Annotated in this window: 16 protein-coding genes; 15 read left to right on the forward strand and 1 reads right to left on the reverse strand. The window is 73.8% G+C overall.

Annotated elements, in window-relative coordinates; genetic code table 11:
- Positions 1-173 precede the first annotated feature (173 nt).
- A complete protein-coding gene (locus ACZ597_RS33560) occupies positions 174-1031 on the reverse strand; it encodes a helix-turn-helix transcriptional regulator (RefSeq protein WP_471338784.1) in 858 nt (285 codons plus the stop codon).
- Between the two features lie 241 nt (positions 1032-1272).
- Between ACZ597_RS33560 and ACZ597_RS33565 the strand changes: the two genes are divergently transcribed.
- The 15 genes from ACZ597_RS33565 (at position 1273) to ACZ597_RS33635 (ending at position 21586) form a co-directional block, all read left to right on the forward strand.
- On the forward strand, positions 1273-1572 hold the full coding sequence (locus tag ACZ597_RS33565) for a hypothetical protein (protein WP_471338786.1): 300 nt from the start codon (positions 1273-1275) through the stop codon (positions 1570-1572).
- A gap of 75 nt (positions 1573-1647) precedes the next feature.
- The gene (locus ACZ597_RS33570; RefSeq protein ID WP_471338788.1) at positions 1648-2451 is read left to right on the forward strand and encodes a thioesterase II family protein; all 804 of its coding nucleotides are present in this window, start codon (positions 1648-1650) and stop codon (positions 2449-2451) included.
- Positions 2452-2480: 29 nt separating this feature from the next.
- Positions 2481-3377: an isocitrate lyase/PEP mutase family protein gene (locus ACZ597_RS33575; protein ID WP_471338790.1), complete on the forward strand. Its 897-nt coding sequence runs from the start codon at positions 2481-2483 to the stop codon at positions 3375-3377.
- A complete protein-coding gene (locus ACZ597_RS33580) occupies positions 3374-4399 on the forward strand; it encodes a beta-ketoacyl-[acyl-carrier-protein] synthase family protein (protein ID WP_471338792.1) in 1026 nt (341 codons plus the stop codon). The genes ACZ597_RS33575 and ACZ597_RS33580 overlap by 4 nt, the downstream gene beginning before the upstream one ends.
- A 1-nt stretch (position 4400) precedes the next feature.
- Positions 4401-6674 (forward strand): iron-containing redox enzyme family protein, encoded by a 2274-nt coding sequence (locus tag ACZ597_RS33585; RefSeq protein ID WP_471338794.1) that lies wholly within the window; start codon positions 4401-4403, stop codon positions 6672-6674.
- 17 nt (positions 6675-6691) lie between these two features.
- Positions 6692-7882, forward strand: coding sequence for an acyl-CoA dehydrogenase family protein (locus tag ACZ597_RS33590; protein WP_471338902.1), 1191 nt, complete (start codon positions 6692-6694; stop codon positions 7880-7882).
- 41 nt (positions 7883-7923) lie between these two features.
- Entirely contained in the window at positions 7924-9174 is a 1251-nt protein-coding gene (locus tag ACZ597_RS33595; RefSeq protein ID WP_471338796.1) for a cytochrome P450, read from the forward strand.
- A gap of 99 nt (positions 9175-9273) precedes the next feature.
- Entirely contained in the window at positions 9274-10341 is a 1068-nt protein-coding gene (locus ACZ597_RS33600) for a saccharopine dehydrogenase (RefSeq protein ID WP_471338798.1), read from the forward strand.
- Positions 10331-11524: a saccharopine dehydrogenase C-terminal domain-containing protein gene (locus ACZ597_RS33605; RefSeq protein ID WP_471338800.1), complete on the forward strand. Its 1194-nt coding sequence runs from the start codon at positions 10331-10333 to the stop codon at positions 11522-11524. Before ACZ597_RS33600 ends, ACZ597_RS33605 begins: the two co-directional genes overlap by 11 nt.
- 45 nt (positions 11525-11569) lie before the next feature.
- A complete protein-coding gene (locus ACZ597_RS33610) occupies positions 11570-12898 on the forward strand; it encodes a lysine N(6)-hydroxylase/L-ornithine N(5)-oxygenase family protein (protein WP_471338802.1) in 1329 nt (442 codons plus the stop codon).
- Positions 12898-14091, forward strand: a complete 1194-nt coding sequence (locus tag ACZ597_RS33615; RefSeq protein ID WP_471338804.1) for an NAD(P)/FAD-dependent oxidoreductase — start codon at positions 12898-12900, stop codon at positions 14089-14091. The genes ACZ597_RS33610 and ACZ597_RS33615 overlap by 1 nt, the downstream gene beginning before the upstream one ends.
- Positions 14088-16364 carry a class I tRNA ligase family protein gene (locus tag ACZ597_RS33620; RefSeq protein ID WP_471338806.1) on the forward strand — a complete coding sequence of 759 codons (2277 nt, stop codon included), beginning with the start codon at positions 14088-14090 and terminating at the stop codon, positions 16362-16364. The genes ACZ597_RS33615 and ACZ597_RS33620 overlap by 4 nt, the downstream gene beginning before the upstream one ends.
- Positions 16361-19651, forward strand: a complete 3291-nt coding sequence (locus tag ACZ597_RS33625) for a non-ribosomal peptide synthetase (protein ID WP_471338808.1) — start codon at positions 16361-16363, stop codon at positions 19649-19651. Before ACZ597_RS33620 ends, ACZ597_RS33625 begins: the two co-directional genes overlap by 4 nt.
- Positions 19648-21297: an AMP-binding protein gene (locus ACZ597_RS33630; RefSeq protein WP_471338810.1), complete on the forward strand. Its 1650-nt coding sequence runs from the start codon at positions 19648-19650 to the stop codon at positions 21295-21297. The genes ACZ597_RS33625 and ACZ597_RS33630 overlap by 4 nt, the downstream gene beginning before the upstream one ends.
- A complete protein-coding gene (locus tag ACZ597_RS33635; protein WP_471338812.1) occupies positions 21290-21586 on the forward strand; it encodes an acyl carrier protein in 297 nt (98 codons plus the stop codon). The genes ACZ597_RS33630 and ACZ597_RS33635 overlap by 8 nt, the downstream gene beginning before the upstream one ends.

Consider the following 21586-nt stretch of genomic DNA (forward strand, 5'->3'; position numbering starts at 1 on the left):
AACGCCCTCCAGAACACCGGCGAAGGCGCCGCCCTCACCATCCACGCCACCACCGCCTACGGCAACATCACCGCCCTCACCGCCTGAACACGGCCACGGCGGCAAGGCCCGGCCACCGCCCGGGACCGGCTATCTCGAACGGGTCGACCGGGAGAGCCGCGGTTGACGGGCGGTCAAAGGACGTAGGTCGCCTCGTTGCGGCCCAGCAGGTACCCGAGCTGGAGCCGGTTCAAGGCTCCGAGGTCCTGTTTGATGGCGGCGATGTGGGCCTGGAGGGAGCGCTCGCTGATCCCTATGCGGCGCGCGATGGCCTTGTCGGAGTAGCCCTCCACGAGCAGCCGGCTGATGGACTCCCGGATCGCCGGAACCACCTCGTCCGCCGCCTTGGCCGCGTGCAGCGGGACGAAGGGAAAGGGTTTCGCCCGGTCCCAGGCCTTGTCGAACGTATCTCTGAGAAATCGTACGATGGTCGGTTCGGTAATGGAGATCGCCGTGGTACGGTCCTCGTTTGCCGAAATGAAGGCGACATCGTCCACAATGATCAAACGGTCAAAGAATTCTTCCAGCGTCCGTACTTGAGCACCGTATTCGGTGACGGTGCGGACGTATTCCTTCGTCGCCTCGTCGAATCTCGTCGTGTGCTGATACAGCGTCCGCATGGCGATCCCCGCCGCGATCTGCCGCCGTACGGATTCCAGGGCGTCCTTCAGCACCGCGCTCGGGCGCGCCCCGTCGGGCTGCGCCGTGAGGATGTCCCGCCGGACCGACGCGAGGGCGTCGTTGATCGCCGTCGAGATGCTGCCCAGGCCGTGCAGGTACCGGACCCCGGGCCCCACCACCTCCTCCCCGTCGGCATCCGGCGCCGCGGCCGGGGCGGGGTGCGCCGCCGCCTGCTGCGCGGCTTCCTGCGCCAGCAGGCCGAGGTGCGTTGCGAGTTCCCGCAAGAACGCCTGAGGTTCCCCCGCCGCGGCCGGGTACAGCCCCTCAGGTGCACCGCTTTGTGCGGTTTTGACGTATTTGACTACGTCCACTTGCCACCCCTGTCTGTCCGGTATGCAGGTATTTGCGGCGGTTGAGACCCCGTGGGTTCCCGCAATGCGGAAACCGGAGCCATCGTAGGTCTACCTGGTCTCGAGTCGGCAGGGGAGATTTGGTCTCACCGCAGGAACGAACACCGAGAAGGCGCACCGGAGATCAGCACCGCCGGAAACCGCCTCGGTTTGGCGTTCCTGGAATGGCCAAAGGCGAAACGACTCGAGGGGACTGGGAAAAATGGGGAAGAACCACACGGTGACTCGTCCGGCCGGCCGCGTTTCGGGAATCCGCGGCCGCGTCGTACTCGTGACCGCGGGCATCGCCCTCGGCCTGGGTACGACGGTCGCCGGCATCGCCACCCAGGGGGGCTTCTCCGCCGACTCCGCCGACCACCTGCGCCTCGGCGACGTCGGTTGGAACAACGCGAACCCGCACGTCGTGGCCGGTGGCGCCGATGACGTCGGCTGGAACAACCCGCAGCCGGTCACCACCCCCGCGCCGACGCCCTCCTCCAGCGACGACGTTGGCTGGAACTGATCCGCCCCCAGAGCCCCGTACTGCACTGCCTCACCTCCCGCCACTGACCGACCGGCAAAGGAATGGCTGATCCTCGTGGTTGCCTCCCCCTGGTTCCTGACCTCCGAGAGCGTCGCCGTTCCCGGCCCCGCCGCCCGCGTCTTCTGCTTCCCGCACGCCGGCGGCAACCCCCGGACCTTCCTCGGCTGGCAGCCCGCGATGCAGGACGACGCGCAGGTCCTCGCCGTCTGCCCGCCCGGCCGCGGCCACCGTTTCCGCGAACCGGCCCCCGCCTCCCTCGCCGGGCTCGCCGACGGCTCCGCCGCCGCCATCGCCCTCGCCGCCACCACCGACGACCGGCCCTTCCTCCTCTTCGGCCACAGCTTCGGCGCCGCCCTCGCCTTCGAGGTGGCCCGCCGCCTCGACGGCGTACGCGGCCTCGCCGGGCTCGTCGTCTCCGGCTGCAGTGCCCCCTCGCTGCTGCCCACCCCCCGCGTGGTCCAGGCGGCCCGGCTGGAGGGCCGCGCCTTCACCGAGGCCGTCGGCTTCTTCGGCGGGCTGCCCCCCGAGGTGCTGGAGGACGAGGCCGTGCAGGAGCTCCTCCTGCCGCACCTGAAGGCCGACTTCCGGATGGTCGCCGGCTACCGCTACCGGCCCGGCGCCCCCCTCACCGCCCCCGTCACCCTGCTCAACGGCACCGAGGACCCGCACGTCAGCGCCGCCGCGCTCGACGCATGGTCCCGCGAATGCGCCGCGCCGCCCGACCGGCACTGGACGGACGGCGGCCACTTCTACTTCGAGGACCGCCCCGACGCCGTCACCTCCGTCCTGCGCCCGCTGGCCCGCGCGGCGGCGGCCGGAACAACCCGCCCCGACGCTGAGTACGTTGAGCTGATCTAGCCCCCGTACCAGGCCCTGCGAGGAATCCCATGCACCCCACCACCACCCCGAGCACCGACCACGCCGCCCGGCTGCGGCGCGCCGTCGCCTTCCGCGACCTGCACGAGGGGCCCCGACCGTTCGTCGTCCCCAACCCCTGGGACGCGGGCACCGCACGCATCCTGGCCTCCTTCGGCTTCGCCGCCCTCGCCACCACCGGAGCCGGCCTCGCGCACAGCCTCGGCCGCCCCGACGGGGCCAACCAGGTCAGCCGCGCCGAGATCCTCGCCAACGCCACCGCGATCGTCGACGCCACCGGCCTGCCCGTCACCGCCGACCTGGAGAGCGGCTTCGGCGAGCGCCCCGAGGACGTCGCCGAGACCATCCGCCTCGCCGCCGGAGCAGGCCTGGTCGGCGGCTCCGTCGAGGACTCCACCGGCCGCGACGAGGACCCCGTGCGGCCCCTCGACGAGGCCGTCGAGCGCGTCGCCGCCGCCGTCGAGGCGGCAAAGGGGCTGGACTTCCCCTTCACCGTCACCGCCCGCGCCGAGAACTTCTTCCAGGGCCGCCCCGACCTCGACGACACCATCCGCCGCCTCAAGGCGTACGAGGCCGCCGGCGCCGACGTGCTCTACGCCCCGGCGCTCCCGGACGCCGACGCGGTCCGCGCCGTCTGCGCCGCCGTCGAACGGCCCGTCAACGTCCTGATGACCGCCGCCCTGAAGCTCTCCGTCGCCGACCTCGGCGCCCTCGGCGTACGCCGCATCAGCACGGGCTCCGCCCTCTCCCGAGCCGCCCTCGGCGCCCTCACCCGCGCCGCCCGCGAGATCACCGGGACGGGCACCTTCGGCTTCGTCGCGGACGCCCTCCCGTACGACGAGGCCAACGCCCTGCTGGCCGCCGCCCCCGCCCCGTCCGCCGACCCAGAGAGCGAACCGGCACCGTGAGCCTTCCGTACGCGCCACCCGCCGCCTCCGCACCGGCCGAGGCCCCCGCCGTCCACCTGTCCGCGCCCCGCTACGTACTCGGCGAGACCGCGGCCGACCACACCACCGTCGAGGGCCTGCTGGAGCGCGCCCGCGGCTTCGGGATGCCTCCCCGCGCCGACCTGTGGGGCTGGGGCACCGTCCACCGCACGGCCAAGTCCCTGGAGACCCTCGCCGCCGAGACCGCCGCCGCCACCCTCGACGGCGCGGGGGTCTCCCCGGGGGAGGTGGACTGCCTCATCCTGTGCTCCACCCGCTTCCCCGGCGGCCCCCGCACCCACGGCGCGTTCGTCGAGAACGTCATGGCCGCCACCGGCCTCGGCGCCGCCGCCTTCACCGGCCTCACCCTCGGCCGCTGCGCCAACCTCCTCGCGGGCATCCGCACCGGCCAGGCGTACGTGGCCTCCGGCATGCACCGCCGGGTGATGGTCATCACCGCCGACCGGGTCACCGACGAGGCCGTCCGCATGGAGAACTTCGCCCTCTTCACCGACGGCGCCGCCTCCTGCCTGGTCAGCGCCGACCCCCTCGGAGCCGACGCGTACGAGATCGTCGCCGGGGCCGGGGCCCAGGACCCCGCCGGACTCGACTGGTCCAACGAGATCAGCTCCGACCTCGCCCGCGAGGTCAACGAGAGGATCCTCGACGAGGCCGGCATGAAGATCGGCGACATCCACGGCGTGCTCCACGCCAACCTCTACAAGCCCCTGGTCGTCCTCAAGGAACGCCAGGCCGGCTTCACCCGCGAGCAGCTCTTCCTCGACAACATCCCGCGCGTCGGCCACTGCTTCGCCGCCGACCCGCTGATCAACCTCGTCGACCGCGACGCCGCCGGAGCCCTCAAGCCCCACGGGCACTACCTGCTCGCGTCCAGCGTCCCGGGCGTGCGGATCGGAGTCCTGCTGCGCAAGCTCCCGCACCACACCGCACCGGACACCGCGCCCACCACCGCACCGGACGCCGCACGCCTGGGGGACCACTGACATGACCGCGCCCATCACCCCCGACGAGGAGACCTCCCTCGACATGGCGCGGAGCTCCTACGCCCCCGCCTTCGCCCTCCCCGACCTGACCACCTCGCTCCCGGCCGGCCCCGTCGAGGCCTCGGCGGCCGGCGCGGACGAGGCCGCCCGGATCACCGCCGCACCGCCCGCCGACCTGTTCCGCCGGCTGATCTGCGACCAGGAGAGCGAGGCCGTCCTGCTCGCCGCCCGCCGGGTGCTCACCGCCTTCCTGCCCCCCGACGCCGACGGCACCCCCGACGAGGAAGAGGACGCCGACTCCGTCGCCGCCGAGGTGCTCGCCGCCCGCGACGGACTCGCAGCCGTCCTCGCCCCGCTGCGCACCCACCCCGACCCGGAGGTGCGCGACGCCGTCCTGCGCCAGCGCGCCCCCCTCGCACTGACCGGCGGCTGCTGGCTCGACACCCTCTCCCAGGCCGCCACCCAGCCCGCCGAGATCGTCGGCCGCCTCTTCGGCCAGCACTGGCGGCTCCAGGGCGAGGGCACCGCCGAGGCCGGGCTGCCCGCGCGCCGCCGCCGGGCCCTGGTCGCGCAGGGCGTCTTCCTCCCCGGGGTGGAGGCCGCCGCCTTCCTCGACGACGCCGCCGCCCTGCCCCTGACCGCCCTGCACGGCGCCTTCCGCCTCGCCCTGTCCCGGCTGCCCGCGTCGCACCTCCCCGAGGTCGTCGGCGTCCACTACGCCGCCCACGCCCTCGGCCTCGACGAACTCCTGCTCGGCGGCGAGCCGCTGCTCGCCGAGGGCGACGTACGCCCCCTGCTCGCCGCGTACCTCTCCCACACCCGGCAGTCACCGACCGGGCCCGACGACCGCCGCCGCACACTGGCCGCCGTACGCCTCCTCGTCCGCCTGGAGCGCGAGCACACCGCCGCCCTCGCCGAGCTCGCCGCCTGGCACGAGGGGCTGTCCCTCGACGCCCGGGTCGCGCGGATCGTCGAACGGCACGCCCCGCACGCCGGCCGCCAGCACCGCGCGGTACGCCTGGGCACCCGCAAGCTCACCGACTGGCTGGCCGACGGGCAGCTCGACGCCCCCGCCTTCGTCCGTGAGTTCCGCACCGCCCGGCAGCTCCGGCCCGCCCGCGACGGAGGCCCCTGCCGCTTCCTGAAGTCCATCAAGTTCGGCGGCCCCATGTTCGGCATCTTCGACGAGCGCGAAGCGGCCGTCCTCGCCGCCTGGGCGCGGTCCGTCGCCGACGGCGAGCCCGCCGGCGCCGACCTGGTCCCCACCACCGCCGGGCAGGACGCCGCCCGCGCCTGGAGCGAACGCCTCGCCGTCGCCGAACCCGCCGGGCTCCTCGTACGCGACCCCGACGGGCCCGGAGGCCCCGCCGACACCCGCGACCACCGCCGGTTCTTCCACCGCCTCGTCAACTTCGAGCGCCACCCCGGAGTCCTGCCGGCCGCCCGAGCCCGCGCCGAAGCCGGACTCGCCGAGGCCGAGCTGCTCTTCGAGCACGGCGCCGCCGGGCTGCTCACCGACGCGTCCTGGTTCACGTACACGCCCGAGGCCCTGCTGGAGCGGGTCGAGCGGATCTACTGGGACAAGCTCGTGGACCCGTACGAGCCGCTCACCGAGATCCCCTCCCGCGACGAGGTCGTCTTCGAGCAGTCCACGTACGCCCTCGGCAGCCTCATCGACGGCGCCTGGGCGCACCGCGTCGGCAACCTCGGCCGGCGCGGACGGCGCAGCGACGACATGCTCTTCTCCATCTACGCGGACGAGATGGGCCGCGGCGACATGGACAAGAACCACATCACGATCATCCACAAGGTCCTCGCCAGCATGGACATGGACCTGCCGCACATCCGGCAGGAGGCCTTCCTGCACCAGGGCGACCTGCCCGACCACCTCTACGGCTTCTCGATCCACCAGCTCTGCCTGTCGCTGTTCCCCGACAGCCTCTACAACGAGATCCTCGGCTACAACCTGGGCATCGAGATGTTCGGCCTCGGCGCGATGCGGCTCCACGAGATCCAGAAACTGCGCCGGCACGGCCTCGACGTCTCCTACGAAGAGGCCCACCTGTCCATCGACAACTTCTCGGCGGGCCACGCCCGCCAGTCCGCCGACATCGTCGTCGCCTACCTCGACGACGTCCGGCACCTGTCCGGCGAGGAGGCCGTCCAGCGCGAATGGCGCCGCATCTGGCGCGGCTACGCCTCCTTCGCCTTCTTCATCGAGCACGCCCTGGTGAAGAAGGTCCGCGCAGACACCCCCGCCGACCTGGTCATCTGAGGAGCGAGGCGATGGAAATGACGACGAGCTTCGACCCCGAGGTCCTCGCACTGCCCTTCTACGAGGACTCCCACCGCCGCCTCGCCGCCGAGGCGGGCGCCTGGTGCGACAGCAACCGGGTGCTGTGGGAGGAGATCCGCGGCCTCGACCCCGACGCTGCCGGACGGCGCCTCGTACGCGTCCTCGGCGCGGCGGGCTGGCTGAGCGAACTCGACCCGCGCGGCGCCCCGGTGGACGACTTCCGCGCGGTGTGCCTGCGCCGCGAGGCCCTCGCGTACACCGAGGACCTGGCCGACTTCGCCTTCTCCATCCAGGCGCTGGCCGCGACCCCGCTGCTGCGCTTCGGCAGCGAGGCGCAGCGCCGCCGCTACCTGCCGGGGATGGCCGCCGGAACCCTGATCGGGGCCTTCGCCGTGTCCGAGAAGGAAGCCGGGTCGGACGTGGCCTCGGTCGGGCTGGAGGCGGTGCGCGACGCGGACGGGGACGGCTCGTACGTGCTGAACGGCCGCAAGGCGTGGATCGCCAACGGGACCATCGCCGACGTGTTCGTGGTCATCGCCCGCACCGGCCAGGGCCCGGGGCCGCTGGGCCTGTCCGCCTTCCTGGTGCCGGCCGGCACCCCCGGGCTGCGGGCCGAGCGGATCGACGCGATCGCCCCCCGCTCCTTCGCCCACCTGTCCTTCGAGGACTGCCGGCTGCCGGCCGACGCGGTGCTCGGGCGGCCCGGGAAGGGGTTCGTGGTCGCGGTCGACCTGCTGGAGCGGTTCCGCACCACGGTGGGGGCCGCGGCCCTCGGCTTCGCCCGGCGGGCCTTCGACACGGCGCTCGCGCACGTGCTGGCGCGGGAGGCGTACGGGGCCACCCTCTTCGACCTCCAGCTGGTCAAGGCCTCCCTCGCCGACATGGAGGTCCAGCTGAACGCGGCCGCGCTGCTGGTGGCGCGCGCCGCCTGGGAGACCGACCGGGGCAGCCGCCGGTTCGCCCGGCACTCCAACATCGCCAAGGTCCACGCGACCGAGGCCGCCCAGGGCGTCGTCGACACCGCGGTGCAACTCCTGGGCGCGGCGGGCATCGTGGAGGGCTCGGTCACCGAGCGCCTGTACCGGCAGATCCGCTCGCTGCGGATCTACGAGGGCACCTCCGAGGTGCTGAGGATGGCCATCGCGGGCTCGCTGGACATGCGCAGAGCCGCCCGCGCGGTTGCCTGAGACCGCCTTACCCGTACCACCGTTCAACAGGGAGTTCCACAGTGAGCACCACCACCGTCAGCAGTCCCGTCGAGGCCGTCCGGCTCGCCGACCCGTACCCCTACTACGCGCGCCTCGTGGCCGAGCGCCCCTTCGCCTGGGACGCGGCGCTCGGGGCCTGGGTCGCCGCCGACGCGGCCGCGGTGCGCGCGGTGCTGGGCAGCGGCGCGCTGCGGGTACGGCCCGTCGCGCAGCCGGTACCGGCCGGGATCGCCGGCACGGCCGCCGGGGAGGTGTTCGGCGAGCTCGTACGGATGACGGACGGCGCCCCGGCGGCCCGGCTGAAGGGGGTCGTGGCCGGTGCGCTGGCCCGCGCGGACACCGCGTACGCGGCTTCGCTGGCGGCCCGCCTCACCCGCGAGGTGCTGGCGCAGGGCGGCGAAGTCCCGTACGAGGAGCTGATGTTCGGGGTCCCGGCGCGGGTGGTGGCCGCCCTCAGCGGCCTCACCGACGGGGCGGGCCGGGAGGCGGCCCGCGCGATCGGCGACTTCGTGCAGTGCATCCCCGCCACCGCCACGGAGGAGCAGTACGCGGCGGCTTCGGCCGCCGCCACCCGGCTCCGCGCCCTCCTGGGACCGGCCCTGGCCGAGGCCCAGGCGGCGCCACTGGCGGACCCGGCTCCCGGCCCCGGGCAACCGGCACCCGCGCCCGGCCCGGCGCCCGGGTCCGGGGCGATCGCCGCCTCCGGCGCGTCCGCCCGGGTCCCGTACTCCGCCCGGCAAGGGCAGGGGCTGCTGCGGGAGCTGGTCGCGGCCGCCGGGCGGGACGGCTGGGCGCGCACGGGGCCGCTGCTGTCCAACGCCATCGGCTTCCTCTCCCAGACCTACGACGCCACCGCCGGGCTGATCGGCAACACCCTCGTCGCCCTCGCCCGGGGCGCCGACGGCACCGATACCGGCGCCCTGGTGCGCGAGGTGGTCCGGTACGACGCGCCGATCCAGAACACCCGCCGCTTCGCCGCCGGACCCTTCGCGTACGCCGGTTCCACCGTGGAGCCCGGACAGCAGGTCCTCGTCCTCCTCGCCGCCGCCAACCGCGACCCCGCCGTCAACCCGGACCCGCACGCGCTGACCCCCGGCCGGGTGAATCCGGCCGTCTTCACCTTCGGCGCGGCGGCCCACCGCTGCCCGGGTGCGGAGCTCGCCACGGCCCTCGCCGGCGCCGTCGTCACCGAACTGCGCGCGGCAGGCTTGGGCACCACCGCGACCCCCGCCTACCGCCCGCTGGCGAACGCACGGATCCCGCTCCTCTAGCGCGCGGGCCGTCCCCGACGGAAGCCGACGCAGCCCCCGCAACCGCGATCAGGCCGGGGGCCGGTCACCCCTATGCCTTCAGACAGGACAAACCGCATCATGTCGGACAGCCTTCATCTCTGGATGCGTCACGAGGCCCGCCCCACCGAACGCCGGGCCCCCCTCACCCCCGAGGACGCCGCCCGCCTCGTCGGGGCCGGCATCCGCGTCACCGTCGAGGAGTCGGACCGCCGCGCCTTCCCCCTCACCGCCTACACCGCCGCCGGCTGCGCCACCGCCCCCACCGCCTCCTGGCACGAGCAGGCCCCCGACGACGCCTACGTCCTCGGCCTCAAGGAACTCCCCGCCGGCCCCGACGCCCCCGCCCTGCGCCACCGCCACATCTACTTCGGCCACGCCTACAAGGGCCAGGCCGGCGCCCGCGAGCTGCTCGCCCGCTTCACCGCGGGCGGCGGCGCCCTGCTCGACATGGAGTACCTCACCGACGAAGCCGGCCGCCGCGTCGCCGCGTTCGGCTACTGGGCCGGCTACGTCGGCGCCGCCCTCGCCGTCCTGCACCACCGCGGCGCCCTCACCACCCCGCTGCACCCCACCGACCGCCCCGCCCTGGACGCCCTCCTCGCCGCCGGGGCCCCCGCCACCGGCACCACCGCCCTCGTCATCGGCGCCCTCGGCCGCTGCGGCCGCGGCGCCTGCGACGCCCTCGTCCAGGCCGGACTGGAGCCCACCCGCTGGGACCTCGCCGAGACCCGGAACATCGACCGCCCCGCCCTCCTCACCCACGACCTGCTGGTCAACACCGTCCTGACCACCACCCCCGTGACGCCGTTCCTGACCAAGGCCGACCTCGACGACCCCGAGCGCCGGCTCTCCCTGGTCAGCGACGTCACCTGCGACGTCACCTCCGACTGCAACGTCCTGCCGGTCTACGACGAGACCACCACCTGGACCGAGCCCGTCCGCACCCTCCGCGAGGGCGAACGCCCCCTCGACCTCATCGCCATCGACAACCTCCCCTCCCTCCTCCCCGTGGAGGCCGCCACCGCCTTCTCCGCCGAACTCACCCCGCACCTGCTGCGGCTGGCCGAGTGGGACGGCGTCTGGGCCCGCGCCCTGCACACCTTCGAGGCGGCCGTGCAAGCCCAGGAGGCACCCCTTGACCACTGACCAGCAGCCCGCCGCGCCGGCCTCCGGCACCGTCCACTGGATAGGCACCGGCCTGTCCACCGGCCGCTCGGGCCTCTCCCTCGTCTGCGAACGCGCCCGCCGCGTGGTCCTGTGGGACCGCACCGCCGAACGCGCCGCCGCCCGCCTGGCCGCCCTCGGCCTGGCGGGCCGCGCCGAGGTCCGCGCCCTCACCCCCGCCGCCCTGGCGGCGGAGACGGGCGCGGGCGACGTCCTCGTCTCCATGCTCCCGGCCGCCGAACACCCCGCGCTGCTGCGCCTGGCGGCCGACCGCGGCGCCCACTTCGCCTGCACCAGCTACACCACCCCGGAGCTGGCCGAGCAGGCGCGGGAGGCCGCCGCACGGGCCCGTTCCGTCGTCCTCACCGAAGCCGGACTCGACCCCGGCATCGACCACCTGATGGCCCACGACCTGGTCGCCCGCGCCCGCGAGGCCGTCGGACCCTCCCCGGCGACCGCCGTGTTCACCTCCTACTGCGGAGGCGTCCCGGCGGACCCGGGCCCCTTCCGCTACCGCTTCAGCTGGGCCCCGTACGGGGTCCTGGCCGCCCTCGGCACCCCCGCCCGGTACGTGGCCGAGGGCGGCGAGGCCACCGCCGCCCGGCCGTGGGAGGCCACCCGGACCCTGACCCTGGCCGGCGAGGAGTTCGAGGTCTACCCCAACCGGGACAGCCTCCCCTTCGTCGCCCAGTACGGCATCCCGTACTACTGGCACCTCGACACCTTCGTACGCGGCACCCTGCGCAACTCCGGCTGGCGCGCCGCCTGGCAGCCGGTCTTCGACACCGTCGCCGCCGGGGACGCCGGAGCCGTCCGCGCCCTCGCCGCCGAACTCGCCGCCCGCCACCCCACCACCCCCGCCGACCGCGACCGCGTCGTGCTCTCCGCCTCCCTGGAACTGCGCACCAGGGCGGGCGGGCACTGGCGCGGCTCCCGGCTGCTCGACCTCACCGGCGACCGCGCCGAATCCGCGATGGCCCGCTGCGTCTCCCTCCCCCTCGCCTACGGCGTCACCCGGATCCTGGCCGGCGCCCTCCCCGCCGGCCTGGTCCGCGCCGCCGAAACCCCCCGGGAGGCCGGCCGCTGGCTGACCTTCCTCGGCGCCCACGGGCTCGCCGGGACCCACACCGAAACCGCCTCCACCACCGCACGAATACCCGCCTGACTCCCTCCTCACCTCACCCACCGAATCGAACGAGAGGTTCCGACAATGGGGCACGAGAGCTTCCGGCCGGGCACCACGCACTTCCGCTGCGTGGGAGTCGGCGTGGGGCCGGCCAACCTCAGCCTGGCGTCCCTGCTGCACGGCAGGCCGGACGTACCCAATCTCTTCCTCGACCGCAAGGAGTCCTTCGGCTGGCACGACGGCCAGCAGATCCCCGGCAGCACCCTCCAGGTCTCCCAGTTCAAGGACCTGGTCAGCCTCGCCGACCCCGCCAACCCCTTCTCGTTCCTGTCGTACCTGCACGCCAAGGGACGCGTCTACCACTTCCTCAACGCCCAGTTCGACGACGTGCCCCGGCTGGAGTTCCGCAACTACCTGGCCTGGGCCAGCCGCCGCAACGAGAACGTCGTCTTCGGCGAGGGCGTCCGCGAGGTCGACTTCGACGACGGACTCGGAGTCTTCACCGTCCGCACCGACCGGCGCACCGTCACCGCCGACAACGTGGTGGCCGGCGTCGGCAGCCGCCCCTGGGTACCGCCACAGGGCGAACACCTGCTCGGCCCCACCCAGTTCCACGTCGCCGACTACGTCCACGCCGCGCGCGACGTCGGCGGCAAACGGGTCGTCGTCATCGGCGGCGGCCAGTCCGGAGCCGAGGCCTTCCTCGACCTGATCTCCCGGGGCGGCTGGGAACTGCCCCGCCGGGTCTCGTGGATCTCCCGGCGGCAGAACTACTTCCCCATCGACGACTCGCCCTTCACCAACGACTACTACATGCCCAGCCACGCCGACTACTTCTACGGACTGCCCCGCGAGCGCCGCCAGTCGCTGAACTCCCGCAACGTCCTGACCAGCGACGGGATCTCCGAATCCACGCTGCGCGAGATCTACCAGACCATCTACGTCCACCGGTTCGTCGAGGGCAACGAGGACCTCGTCGCCCTGCACCCCGGCCGCGAGGTCTTCGACGTCCGCCCCGGCCCCTTCGGCGGCTGGGAGGTCTGCGCCCGCCACACCGGCGAGCCCGAGTCCGCGGAGAAGTTCGAGGCCGACGCCATCGTCTGGGCCACCGGCTACCGGCCCGCCGCCATGGACTTCCTCGCGCCCCTCGCCGGACGCCTGGAGCACGAGGGGGAGGAGCTGCGCGTCGACGAGGACTACGCCGTCCGCTGGGACGGGCCCGCCGACCGCCGGATCTTCGTACAGAACGGGGTCCGCGGCCAGCGCGGCCTCGCCGACCCCAACCTCAGCCTCAACGCCTGGCGCAGCCGGCGCATCGCCGACCGGCTGTGCGGCGTACGCGGCGACGAGCAGCTCGCCTCCTTCATCGAATGGTCCTCGAAGGCCCCCCAGGAAGAACGGTGGACCGCCTGATGAACACGGACAGCACCCGCCCCTGCCGCACCCTCGCCACGGACCTCCTCGCCACCCCCGTGACCACCGACCCCGCCGACCCCGCCGTCTACCGCGCCACGGCCGCCGCCAGCGGCGGCCCCGCCGGGGCCCGTACCGACGTCGCCGTCGTCGGCGCCGGAATCCTCGGCGTCCTCATCGCCCGCGAGGTCCTCACCCGCGACCCCGCCGCCACGATCACCGTCCTCGACCGCGACATGATCGGCTCCGGCGCCACCCGCCGCTCCGCCGGACTGCACTTCCCGCGCGGAGCCAACGACACCGTCCGCGCCCTCGCCGCCGAGAGCGAGCGCTTCTACGCCGACCTCCACACCGCCCGCCCCGACCTGCCCATCCACCCCCTCGGCATGACCGTCCTCGCCCCCGAGGCCGCCGAGGCCCGGCTCCGCGAGGTCTACCTCCCCGAGGCCAAGCTCCGCTGGACCACCGAACTCCCGCCCGCCGTCCCCGCGCTGCCGCGGGACTTCGGGGCCTGGGAGGGCGACGGCTGCCAGTACGCGGACGTCCACGCCCTCACCCAGCTCCTCGCCGCCGAACTGCGCCCAGCGGTCTCCTTCCGCGAGGGCGTCGCCGTCGAGACCGTCGCCGCCGGTCCCGGCGGCGCCCGCCTCACCCTGACCGGCGGCGCCACCCTGACCGCCGGGCACGTGGTCATCGCCCCCGGGCCCTGGCTCGCCGAACCCGCCTGGCGGGAGCTCGTCGCCCCGCTCGGAGCCCGCGTCAAGAAGATCGTCGCCCTGCACGTGGAAGTGCCCCCGGCCCCCGGCGACCGGGCCCTCGTCCTGCACACCGAGGACGCCTTCCTGCTGCCCCTCCACCACCGCGGCCACTGGCTCTTCAGCTACACCTGCCGGGAGTGGGACGCCGACCCCGCCACCGTCGACCCGGCCCTCACCGCCGGCCACCTGCGCGAAGCCCGCGCCCTGCTCACCCGCTACGCCCCCGGCCTGGCCGCCCACTGCCGGTCGGGCCGGGTCTTCTGCGACGCGTACGGGCCCGACGGCACGCCGCTGGCCACCCGCCTCGACCCCTACGGCCGGCTCCTCTTCGCGGGCGCCGCCGGCGGCTCCGGCTACCGGCTGGCCCCGGCCCTCGCCGCCCGGGCCGCCGACCTGATCCCCTCCCTCCCGTCACCGCGAAAGGCCACGACATGATCATCGCGAGTTATGACGCCGCCGCCCTGGAGCAGGCGTTCGGCATCGGCATGAGCGACGTGGAGGGCCTGGGCACCGGCGCCGGCTGGGGCCGCGTAGCCCCCGGCGGCGCCACCGACGGCCACCACCACGACGAGACCGAGCTGTTCGTCATCGTCTCCGGCAGCGGCGAGCTCGTCGTCGACGGCGAGACCCACCCCGCCGCCCCCGGCACCGTCGCCCTCTTCGAACCCTTCGAATCACACGTCCTGCGCAACACGGCCGGCGACGGCGCCGACCTCGTCTTCTTCACCCAGTACTGGCGCGACGCCGAACGGGCCGTGGCCTCCGCCGCCGCCCCCGCCCGCGAGGGCTTCGCGGGCCGCCCCGTCTTCGTCTTCTCCACCCCGCCCACCCCCAACGGCGACCTCCACCTCGGCCACCTCTGCGGCCCCTACCTCGGCGCCGACGCCTTCACCCGCTTCCAGCGCATGAACGGCGCCGAGGCCTACCACCTCACCGGCAGCGACGACTACCAGAGCTACGTGGTCGGCGCCGCCCGCGCCGACGGCCGCACCCCCGCCGATACCGCCGCCCACTACAGCGCCGAGATCGCCGAAACCCTGCGGCTGATGGACATACCCGTCGACCAGTACACCGTCACCGACCAGGACCCCGGCTACCGCGAGGGCCTGAAGGACTTCTTCACCAAGGTCACCGCCTCCGGCGGGGTGTCCGTCGCCGAACACGACGCCCTCTTCGACGCCCAGACCGGCCGCTACCTCTACGAGGCCGACGTCAAGGGCGGCTGCCCCGGCTGCGGCAACGACACCTCCGGCAACATCTGCGAGGAGTGCGGCGAGCCCAACACCGTCACCGACCTCGCCGAGCCCCGCTCCGCCGCCCCGGAGGCCCCGGTGCGCGGCACCTCCGCCCGCTGGACCCTCCCCCTGCACACCTTCTCCGGCGAGGTCCGCGACCACCACGGGCAGGGCCGCGTGCCCGCCCGGCTGCGCGAACTCGCCGACCGGCTCTTCGCCCGCCCGAGCCTCGACATCCCGATCACCCACCCCTCCGCCTGGGGCGTCGAGCCGCGCGAGAGCGACACCGACGGGCAGGTCATCTGGGTCTGGCCCGAGATGAGCTACGGGTTCCTGCACGGCATCCAGTCACTCGGCAGCCGGCTCGGCCGCCCCTGGCGGGCCGCCGCACCCACCCCCGACTGGAAGATCGTCCACTTCTTCGGCTACGACAACAGCTTCTACCACTCGGTCCTCTACCCCGTCCTCTACCGGCTCGCCTTCCCCGGCTGGACCCCCGACATCGACTACCACGTCAACGAGTTCTACCTGCTGGAGGGCGAGAAGTTCTCCACCAGCCGCCGTCACGCCATCTGGGGCAAGGAGGTCCTCACCCCCGACACCGTCGACGCCGTCCGCTGGTTCCTCGCCGCCACCCGCCCCGAGGGCCTGCGCACCGACTTCCGGCGCGCCGACTACGAGGCCGCCCTCGACGACACCCTCATCGGCACCTGGCAGCAGTGGCTGACCGACCTCGGCGCCCGCACCGCCAAGCACCACGGCGGCCGCGCCCCCGACGCCGGGAACTGGACCCCCGAGCACACCGCCTTCCTCGCCCGGCTCGGCACCCGGCTCACCGCCGTCACCGCCGCCCTCGGCAAGGACGCCTTCTCCCTCAACCAGGCCGCCGCCGAACTCGACGGCCTCGTCCGCGACACCGTCCGCTTCGCCCGCGCCGAGAGCCTCCTCACCGACACCCCCGGCTGGGAGGCCGAGAACCGCACCGCCACCGCCCTCGAACTCGCCGCCGCCCGCCTCCTCGCGCACGCCGCCGCCCCCGTCATGCCCCGCTTCGCCGCCCGCCTGGCCGCCGCCCTCGGCCAGGACGCCCCGCGCACGTGGCCGCGTACCGTCGAACTCCTCGCACCCGGCACCGCGATCGCCCTCGCCGACGCCGTCTTCTTCCGGCCCGCCCCCGACACCGGCGGCGCACCCGACGCCGACCCCGTCCTCACCCCCTGGCTCACCCGGATCGCCCGCACCGCCCTGCGCCTCGGCGAGGACGAGCAGATCGCCCACCGCACCCTCACCCAGCTCGCGGCCGGCTCCCTCCAGGCCGTCACCGTCCAGTACCAGATCCTCGACGCCCTCGACGTCGACCTCTCCATGGACGAACTCCTGCACGGCGGCACCCTCGCCGAACTCGCCGCCGTCATCGCCGAGCGCGCCGAGCCCTCCGCCGTCGCCGCACTGACCTCGGGGGACGCCCGATGAACACCCGCCAGATCCTGCGCGAGATAGCCGAACGCGGACTGTCCGTCGCCCTCGCCGACGGCGACCTGCGCCTCCAGGGCAACCGCGAACGGATGGACGCCGAGTTCATCTCCCGCGTCAAGGCCGCCAAGCCCGCCCTCGTCGCCCACCTCGCCCGCGAGGCCGAACACGGCCCCGGCTTCCCCCTCACCCCCCTCCAGCGCAGCTACTACGTCGGCCGCAGCGGCGTCTTCGAGATCGGCGACGTGTCCAGCCACGTCTTCCACGAGATCGAGGGCGACTGGGACCTCGACCGGCTCCAGAGCTCCCTCGACACCGTCGTCGCCGCCCACAGCGCCCTGCGCTCCCGCTTCCTCTCCGACGAACGCCAGGCCACCGAACACGGCGACGCCGCCACCCCGCGCATCGGCGTCCTCGACCTGCGCGCCCACAGCCCCCGCCAGCAGGAACTGATCCGCACCGAACTGCGCGAGATGCGCTCCCACCAGGTGCTGCCCGCCGACCAGGCCCCGCTGCTCACCGTCGACGCCACCATCCTCGACGACGACAAGATGGTCCTCCACGTCGGCCACGACGGGCTCGTCATGGACGGCATCAGCATGTTCCTGTTCTTCCGCGCCTGGTGGCACGCCTACCGGAACCCCGCCGCCGAGGTCCACGAGGAACTCCCCTACGAGGACTACCTCGCCGCCCTCGAAGCCGCCCGGGACCGAGCCCCCGCCCGCCGCTCCCGCGAGTACTGGACGGCACGCGCCGACGACCTCGCCCCCCACCCTGACCTGCCGCTGCGCACCAGCCCCGCGGCCCTGACCGGCACCCGCTTCACCCAGCGCGCCGTCCGCCTCGACCGCGCCGCCTGGACCGCCCTGAAGGAGCGCGCCGCGAGCAGGGGCCTGACCCCCTCCGCGCTGCTCCTCGCCGCGTACGCGGAAACCCTCGCCACCTGGGGCGCCGGCGAGCGCTTCACCCTCACCACCACCGTCGCCAACCGGCCGCCCGTCCACCCCCGGGTCTTCGAGGCGATCGGCCAGTTCTCCGACACCCTCCTCGTCGAGGCCGAGATCGACCGCTCGCTGCCCTTCGCCGCCCGCGCCCAGGCCCTCCAGACCCGCCTGCACACCGACATCGACCACCGGCACTTCTCCGGCATCGAGGTCCTCAAGGAACTCGCCCGGCGGCGCGGAGGCCTCGCCGGAGCCCGCATGCCGTACACCTTCAACAGCGCCATCGGACACGTCAGCAGCGAGGTCGACGGCTCCGCGCTGGAACTCTTCGGCAAGGAGGTCTTCTCCGTCAGCCAGACGCCCCAGGTGTGGCTCAACGCCTTCGCGATGGAGCAGCACGGCGAGCTCGTCGTCCAGCTCGACGGCATCGACGAACTCTTCTGCGAAGGCCTCCTCGACGACCTCGCCCACGGCTACGAGAGCCTGCTCCGCACCCTCACCGACGAGGACGCCTGGCAGCGCCACGCCTTCGACCTGCTGCCGCCCGCCCAGCGCGAACGCCGCGCCGCCGCCAACGACACCGCCGTACCGCGGCCCGAGGAGATGCTCGGCGACGCCGTCGTCGCCCAGGCCGCCCGCACCCCCGCCGCCCCCGCGATCCTCACCGCCGACCGCACCGTCAGCTACGGCGAACTCCTGCACCGCGCCGCCACCGCCGCCACCTGGCTGCGCGAACAGGGCGTCGGCCGCGGCGAACTCGTCGGCCTCGTCATGCGGCGCGGACCCGAGCAGATCGTCGGCATCCTCGCCACCGTCCTCTCCGGAGCCGCCTACCTGCCCGTCGACGCCGGTCTGCCCGCCGCCCGGCAGGAGTACATGCTCGCCGACGGGCAGGTGCGCTGCGTCCTGACCAACACCGGCTGGACCTCCGCCGGCTCCATGGCCGCCTTCGACCTCACCCGGCCCTGCTCCGGCCGCGCCGAACTCCCCGACCGGCTCCCCGGATCCGGCCCCGACGACCTCGCGTACGTCCTCTACACCTCCGGCACCACCGGCGCCCCCAAGGGCGTCATGGTCACCCACCGCAACGTCGCCAACGTCGTAGCCGACTGCCAGGACCGCTTCGGAATCACCCCCGAGGACCGGTTCATGGCCGTCAGCGCCTTCAACTTCGACCTGTCCGTGTGGGACGTCTTCGGCGCCCTCTCGGCCGGCGCCGCCCTGGTCATGCCCGACCACGACCGGGCCGTCGACCCCGCCCACTGGCTGGAGCTGTGCTGGCTCTACCAGGTCAGCGTCTGGAACTCCGTCCCCGCCATCGTCGGCCTGCTCCACGGACAGGCCCGCGCCGACGGCGACGTACCGCCCGGCCTGCGGCTCGTCATGATGAGCGGCGACCGGCTCCCGCCCGCCCTGCCCGCGCAGCTGCGCGAGATGATGCCCGGCCTTGAGGTCGTCTCCCTCGGCGGTCCCACCGAGACCACCGTCTGGAACGTCCTCCACCCCGTCGGCGAGGACGAGGACGGCAGCGAATCCATCCCCTACGGCCGCCCCAACGCCAACAACCGCGCCTACGTCCTGGACCGCGACGGCCTCGACGCCCCCGACTGGGTCACCGGCGAGATCACCGCCGCCGGCACGGGCCTCGCCCGCGGCTACTGGGGCGACGAACAGCGCACCGCCGAACGGTTCTACGAGGACCCCGAGCGCGGCGAACGCATGTACCGCACCGGCGACCTCGGCCGCTACCTGCCCGACGGGAGCATCCAGATCCTCGGCCGCACCGACTTCCAGATCAAGATCAACGGCTACCGGATCGAAGCCGGCGAGGTCGAGACCCGCCTCGCCGCCCTCGCCGAGGTCTCCCGCGCCGTCGTCGCCGCCCAGGGCAACCGCCTCATCGCCCACCTCGTCCCCTCCGGCGGCCACCGCCCGCCCCTGACCGAGCTGCGCCGGGCCCTGCGCGCCGACCTGCCGGACTACATGCTCCCGGCGGCCGTCCTCTGGCACGAGGAGCTCCCGCTCACCAGGAACGGCAAGGTGGACCGTACGCGGCTGGCCGCGCTCGGCGACGAGCAGGGCGCCGTCCGGGAGAGCGGCGGCAACGCCCCCGCCACCCAGGCCGAGAAGATCCTCTGCGACATCTGGTCCACCGTCCTGCGCCGCCCCGACATCGGAGCCCTCGACACCCTCGCCTCCCTGGGCGGGGACTCCATCGCGGCCGCCCGCATCCTCACCGCCGCCCGCAAGCGCTTCGGGGTCACCATCACCCTCGACCAGTTCTCCGAGATGGACACCGTCCGCGCCATGGCCACCGCCCTCATGCCGGAGCCCGCCCGATGACCCCCCAGGGGCGCGCAGAACCGCGCGACCAGCCACAGCCGCCCCGTCAGGGGCGCGGGGAACCGCGCGACCGGCCACAGCCGCCCGGCAGCCGACACACGACCCTCCCCGCGGAGCAGCCGGCGCCCGACACGATCCGGCGCATCGTCTCCGAGGAACCCGCCGGCGGCCACCTCCACGTAGCCCGCCTGGAAGGCACCCGCACCGTCCCCCTGCGCGAGCTCCACGCCCGCTCCGGCCGCCTCGCCCACCACCTGCGCGAGCACTACGGCATCGGCAGGGGCGACCGCATCGGCGTCCTCGCCGCCAACAGCCTCGAATGGGTCCTGCTCGACCTCGCCGCCCTGCGCCTCGGCGCGCAGACCGCCGGCCTGGAACCCGGCAAGTTCACCCCGTCCACCGAACTCGTCGACGGCTACGGCCTCCACCTCCTCTGCACCGACCAGGACACCGGCGGAGTCCCCGGCACGATCCCCATGACCGGCCTGTGGGAGCTGACCGCTCCCGGCGACGGCCCCGACACCCCGCTGCCGCCCGTCACCTGGGCCGCCGAGGACGTCACCACCATCAAGTTCACCTCCGGCAGCACCGGCATCCCCAAGGGCCTCGGCGCCACCGCCGGCAGCATCGACAGCTCACTCCGGGCCGTCCAGGAGATCTTCGAACACACCCCGGACGACCACCTCTTCGTCTTCCTGCCCCTCTCCCTCCTCCAGCAGCGCTACTGGGTGTACTCCGCCCTCCTCCACGGCCACGACGTCACCATCACCACCTACGAGGCCGCCTTCGCCACCCTGCGCCGCGTCCGCCCCACCGTCGTGATGGGCGTACCGGCCTTCTACGAGAGCGCCCGCCGCCAGATCGAGGCCCGCCTGCGCCGCACACCCGACCGCACCCCCGCGGAGGTCGCCCGGACCCTCTTCGGGGACCGCATCCGCTACCTGTGGACCGGCTCCGCCCCCGCCTCGCCCGCCGTGCTGCGCTTCTTCGACGACACCGCCGGCCTGCCGCTCTACGAGGGCTACGGACTCAACGAGACCTGCATCGTCACCAAGAACCACCCCGCCGCCCACCGCGAGGGCAGCGTCGGACGGGCCGTGCGCGGCAAGGAGGTGCTGATCGGCGACGACGGCGTCATCAGCGTCCGCAGCACCCACCCCGTCAACAACCACTACGAGTACGCCCGACCCGGCGACTCCGAGAAGGTCTTCTCACCCGACGGGACCGTCCGCACCGGAGACCTCGGCCACCTCGACGAGGACGGCTTCCTCTTCGTGCACGGCCGCGCCGACGACGTCATCGTCCTCGACAACGGCAAGAAGGTCATCGTCCGCCCCATCGAGGAACTCATGCGCGCCGACCCGGCCATCGCCGAATGCGTCCTGTTCAGCCCCACCCAGACCGACCTCGTCGCCGTCGTCTCCCCGGCCGCCCTGCCCGCGGACCACCACGCCATCGCCGCCCGCCTCGCCGCCGTCAACGCCGCCACCACCCCCGACGAGCGGATCAGCCGCGTCGTCGTCGCCGACCCGCCGTTCAGCATCGAAGGCGGCCTGCTGACCTCCCAGTACAAGCCGAAGCGCCCCGACATCCGGGCCGCCTACCACTCACCGCTGCACACCCAGGAGGCCGGAATCCATGCCTGACACCACCGACACCCGCGCGGCGATCGAGGCCGCGGCCCGCGACCAGCTCTCCCTCGTCCTGGTCCCCGAGGTCGAACCCGAAGCCATAGACCCCGGCGCCGACATGGTCTCCGCCTACGGACTGACCTCCCTCAACAAGGTCCTCTTCCTCACCGAGGTCTGCGAGGAGACCGGTGTCGACCTCGCCCACTTCACCGAGCACGACCTCGCCGACATGAAGACCCTGCGCGACGTCACCGAAGCCCTCGCCCGCCACCACCACGCCACCGCCACCACCACCGGAGTCTGA

It is taken from the genome of Streptomyces sp. NPDC040718 (assembly GCF_055593565.1).

Excerpts from the sequence above, each read along its gene's own strand:
- ACZ597_RS33565 (WP_471338786.1), top strand. The coding sequence starts at position 1,273 with ATGGGGAAGAACCACACGGTGACTCGTCCGGCCGGCCGCGTTTCGGGA.
- ACZ597_RS33575 (WP_471338790.1), top strand. The coding sequence starts at position 2,481 with ATGCACCCCACCACCACCCCGAGCACCGACCACGCCGCCCGGCTGCGG.
- ACZ597_RS33585 (WP_471338794.1), top strand. The coding sequence starts at position 4,401 with ATGACCGCGCCCATCACCCCCGACGAGGAGACCTCCCTCGACATGGCG.
- ACZ597_RS33590 (WP_471338902.1), top strand. The coding sequence starts at position 6,692 with ATGACGACGAGCTTCGACCCCGAGGTCCTCGCACTGCCCTTCTACGAG.
- ACZ597_RS33600 (WP_471338798.1), top strand. The coding sequence starts at position 9,274 with ATGTCGGACAGCCTTCATCTCTGGATGCGTCACGAGGCCCGCCCCACC.
- ACZ597_RS33610 (WP_471338802.1), top strand. The coding sequence starts at position 11,570 with ATGGGGCACGAGAGCTTCCGGCCGGGCACCACGCACTTCCGCTGCGTG.
- ACZ597_RS33615 (WP_471338804.1), top strand. The coding sequence starts at position 12,898 with ATGAACACGGACAGCACCCGCCCCTGCCGCACCCTCGCCACGGACCTC.
- ACZ597_RS33620 (WP_471338806.1), top strand. The coding sequence starts at position 14,088 with ATGATCATCGCGAGTTATGACGCCGCCGCCCTGGAGCAGGCGTTCGGC.
- ACZ597_RS33625 (WP_471338808.1), top strand. The coding sequence starts at position 16,361 with ATGAACACCCGCCAGATCCTGCGCGAGATAGCCGAACGCGGACTGTCC.
- ACZ597_RS33630 (WP_471338810.1), top strand. The coding sequence starts at position 19,648 with ATGACCCCCCAGGGGCGCGCAGAACCGCGCGACCAGCCACAGCCGCCC.
- ACZ597_RS33635 (WP_471338812.1), top strand. The coding sequence starts at position 21,290 with ATGCCTGACACCACCGACACCCGCGCGGCGATCGAGGCCGCGGCCCGC.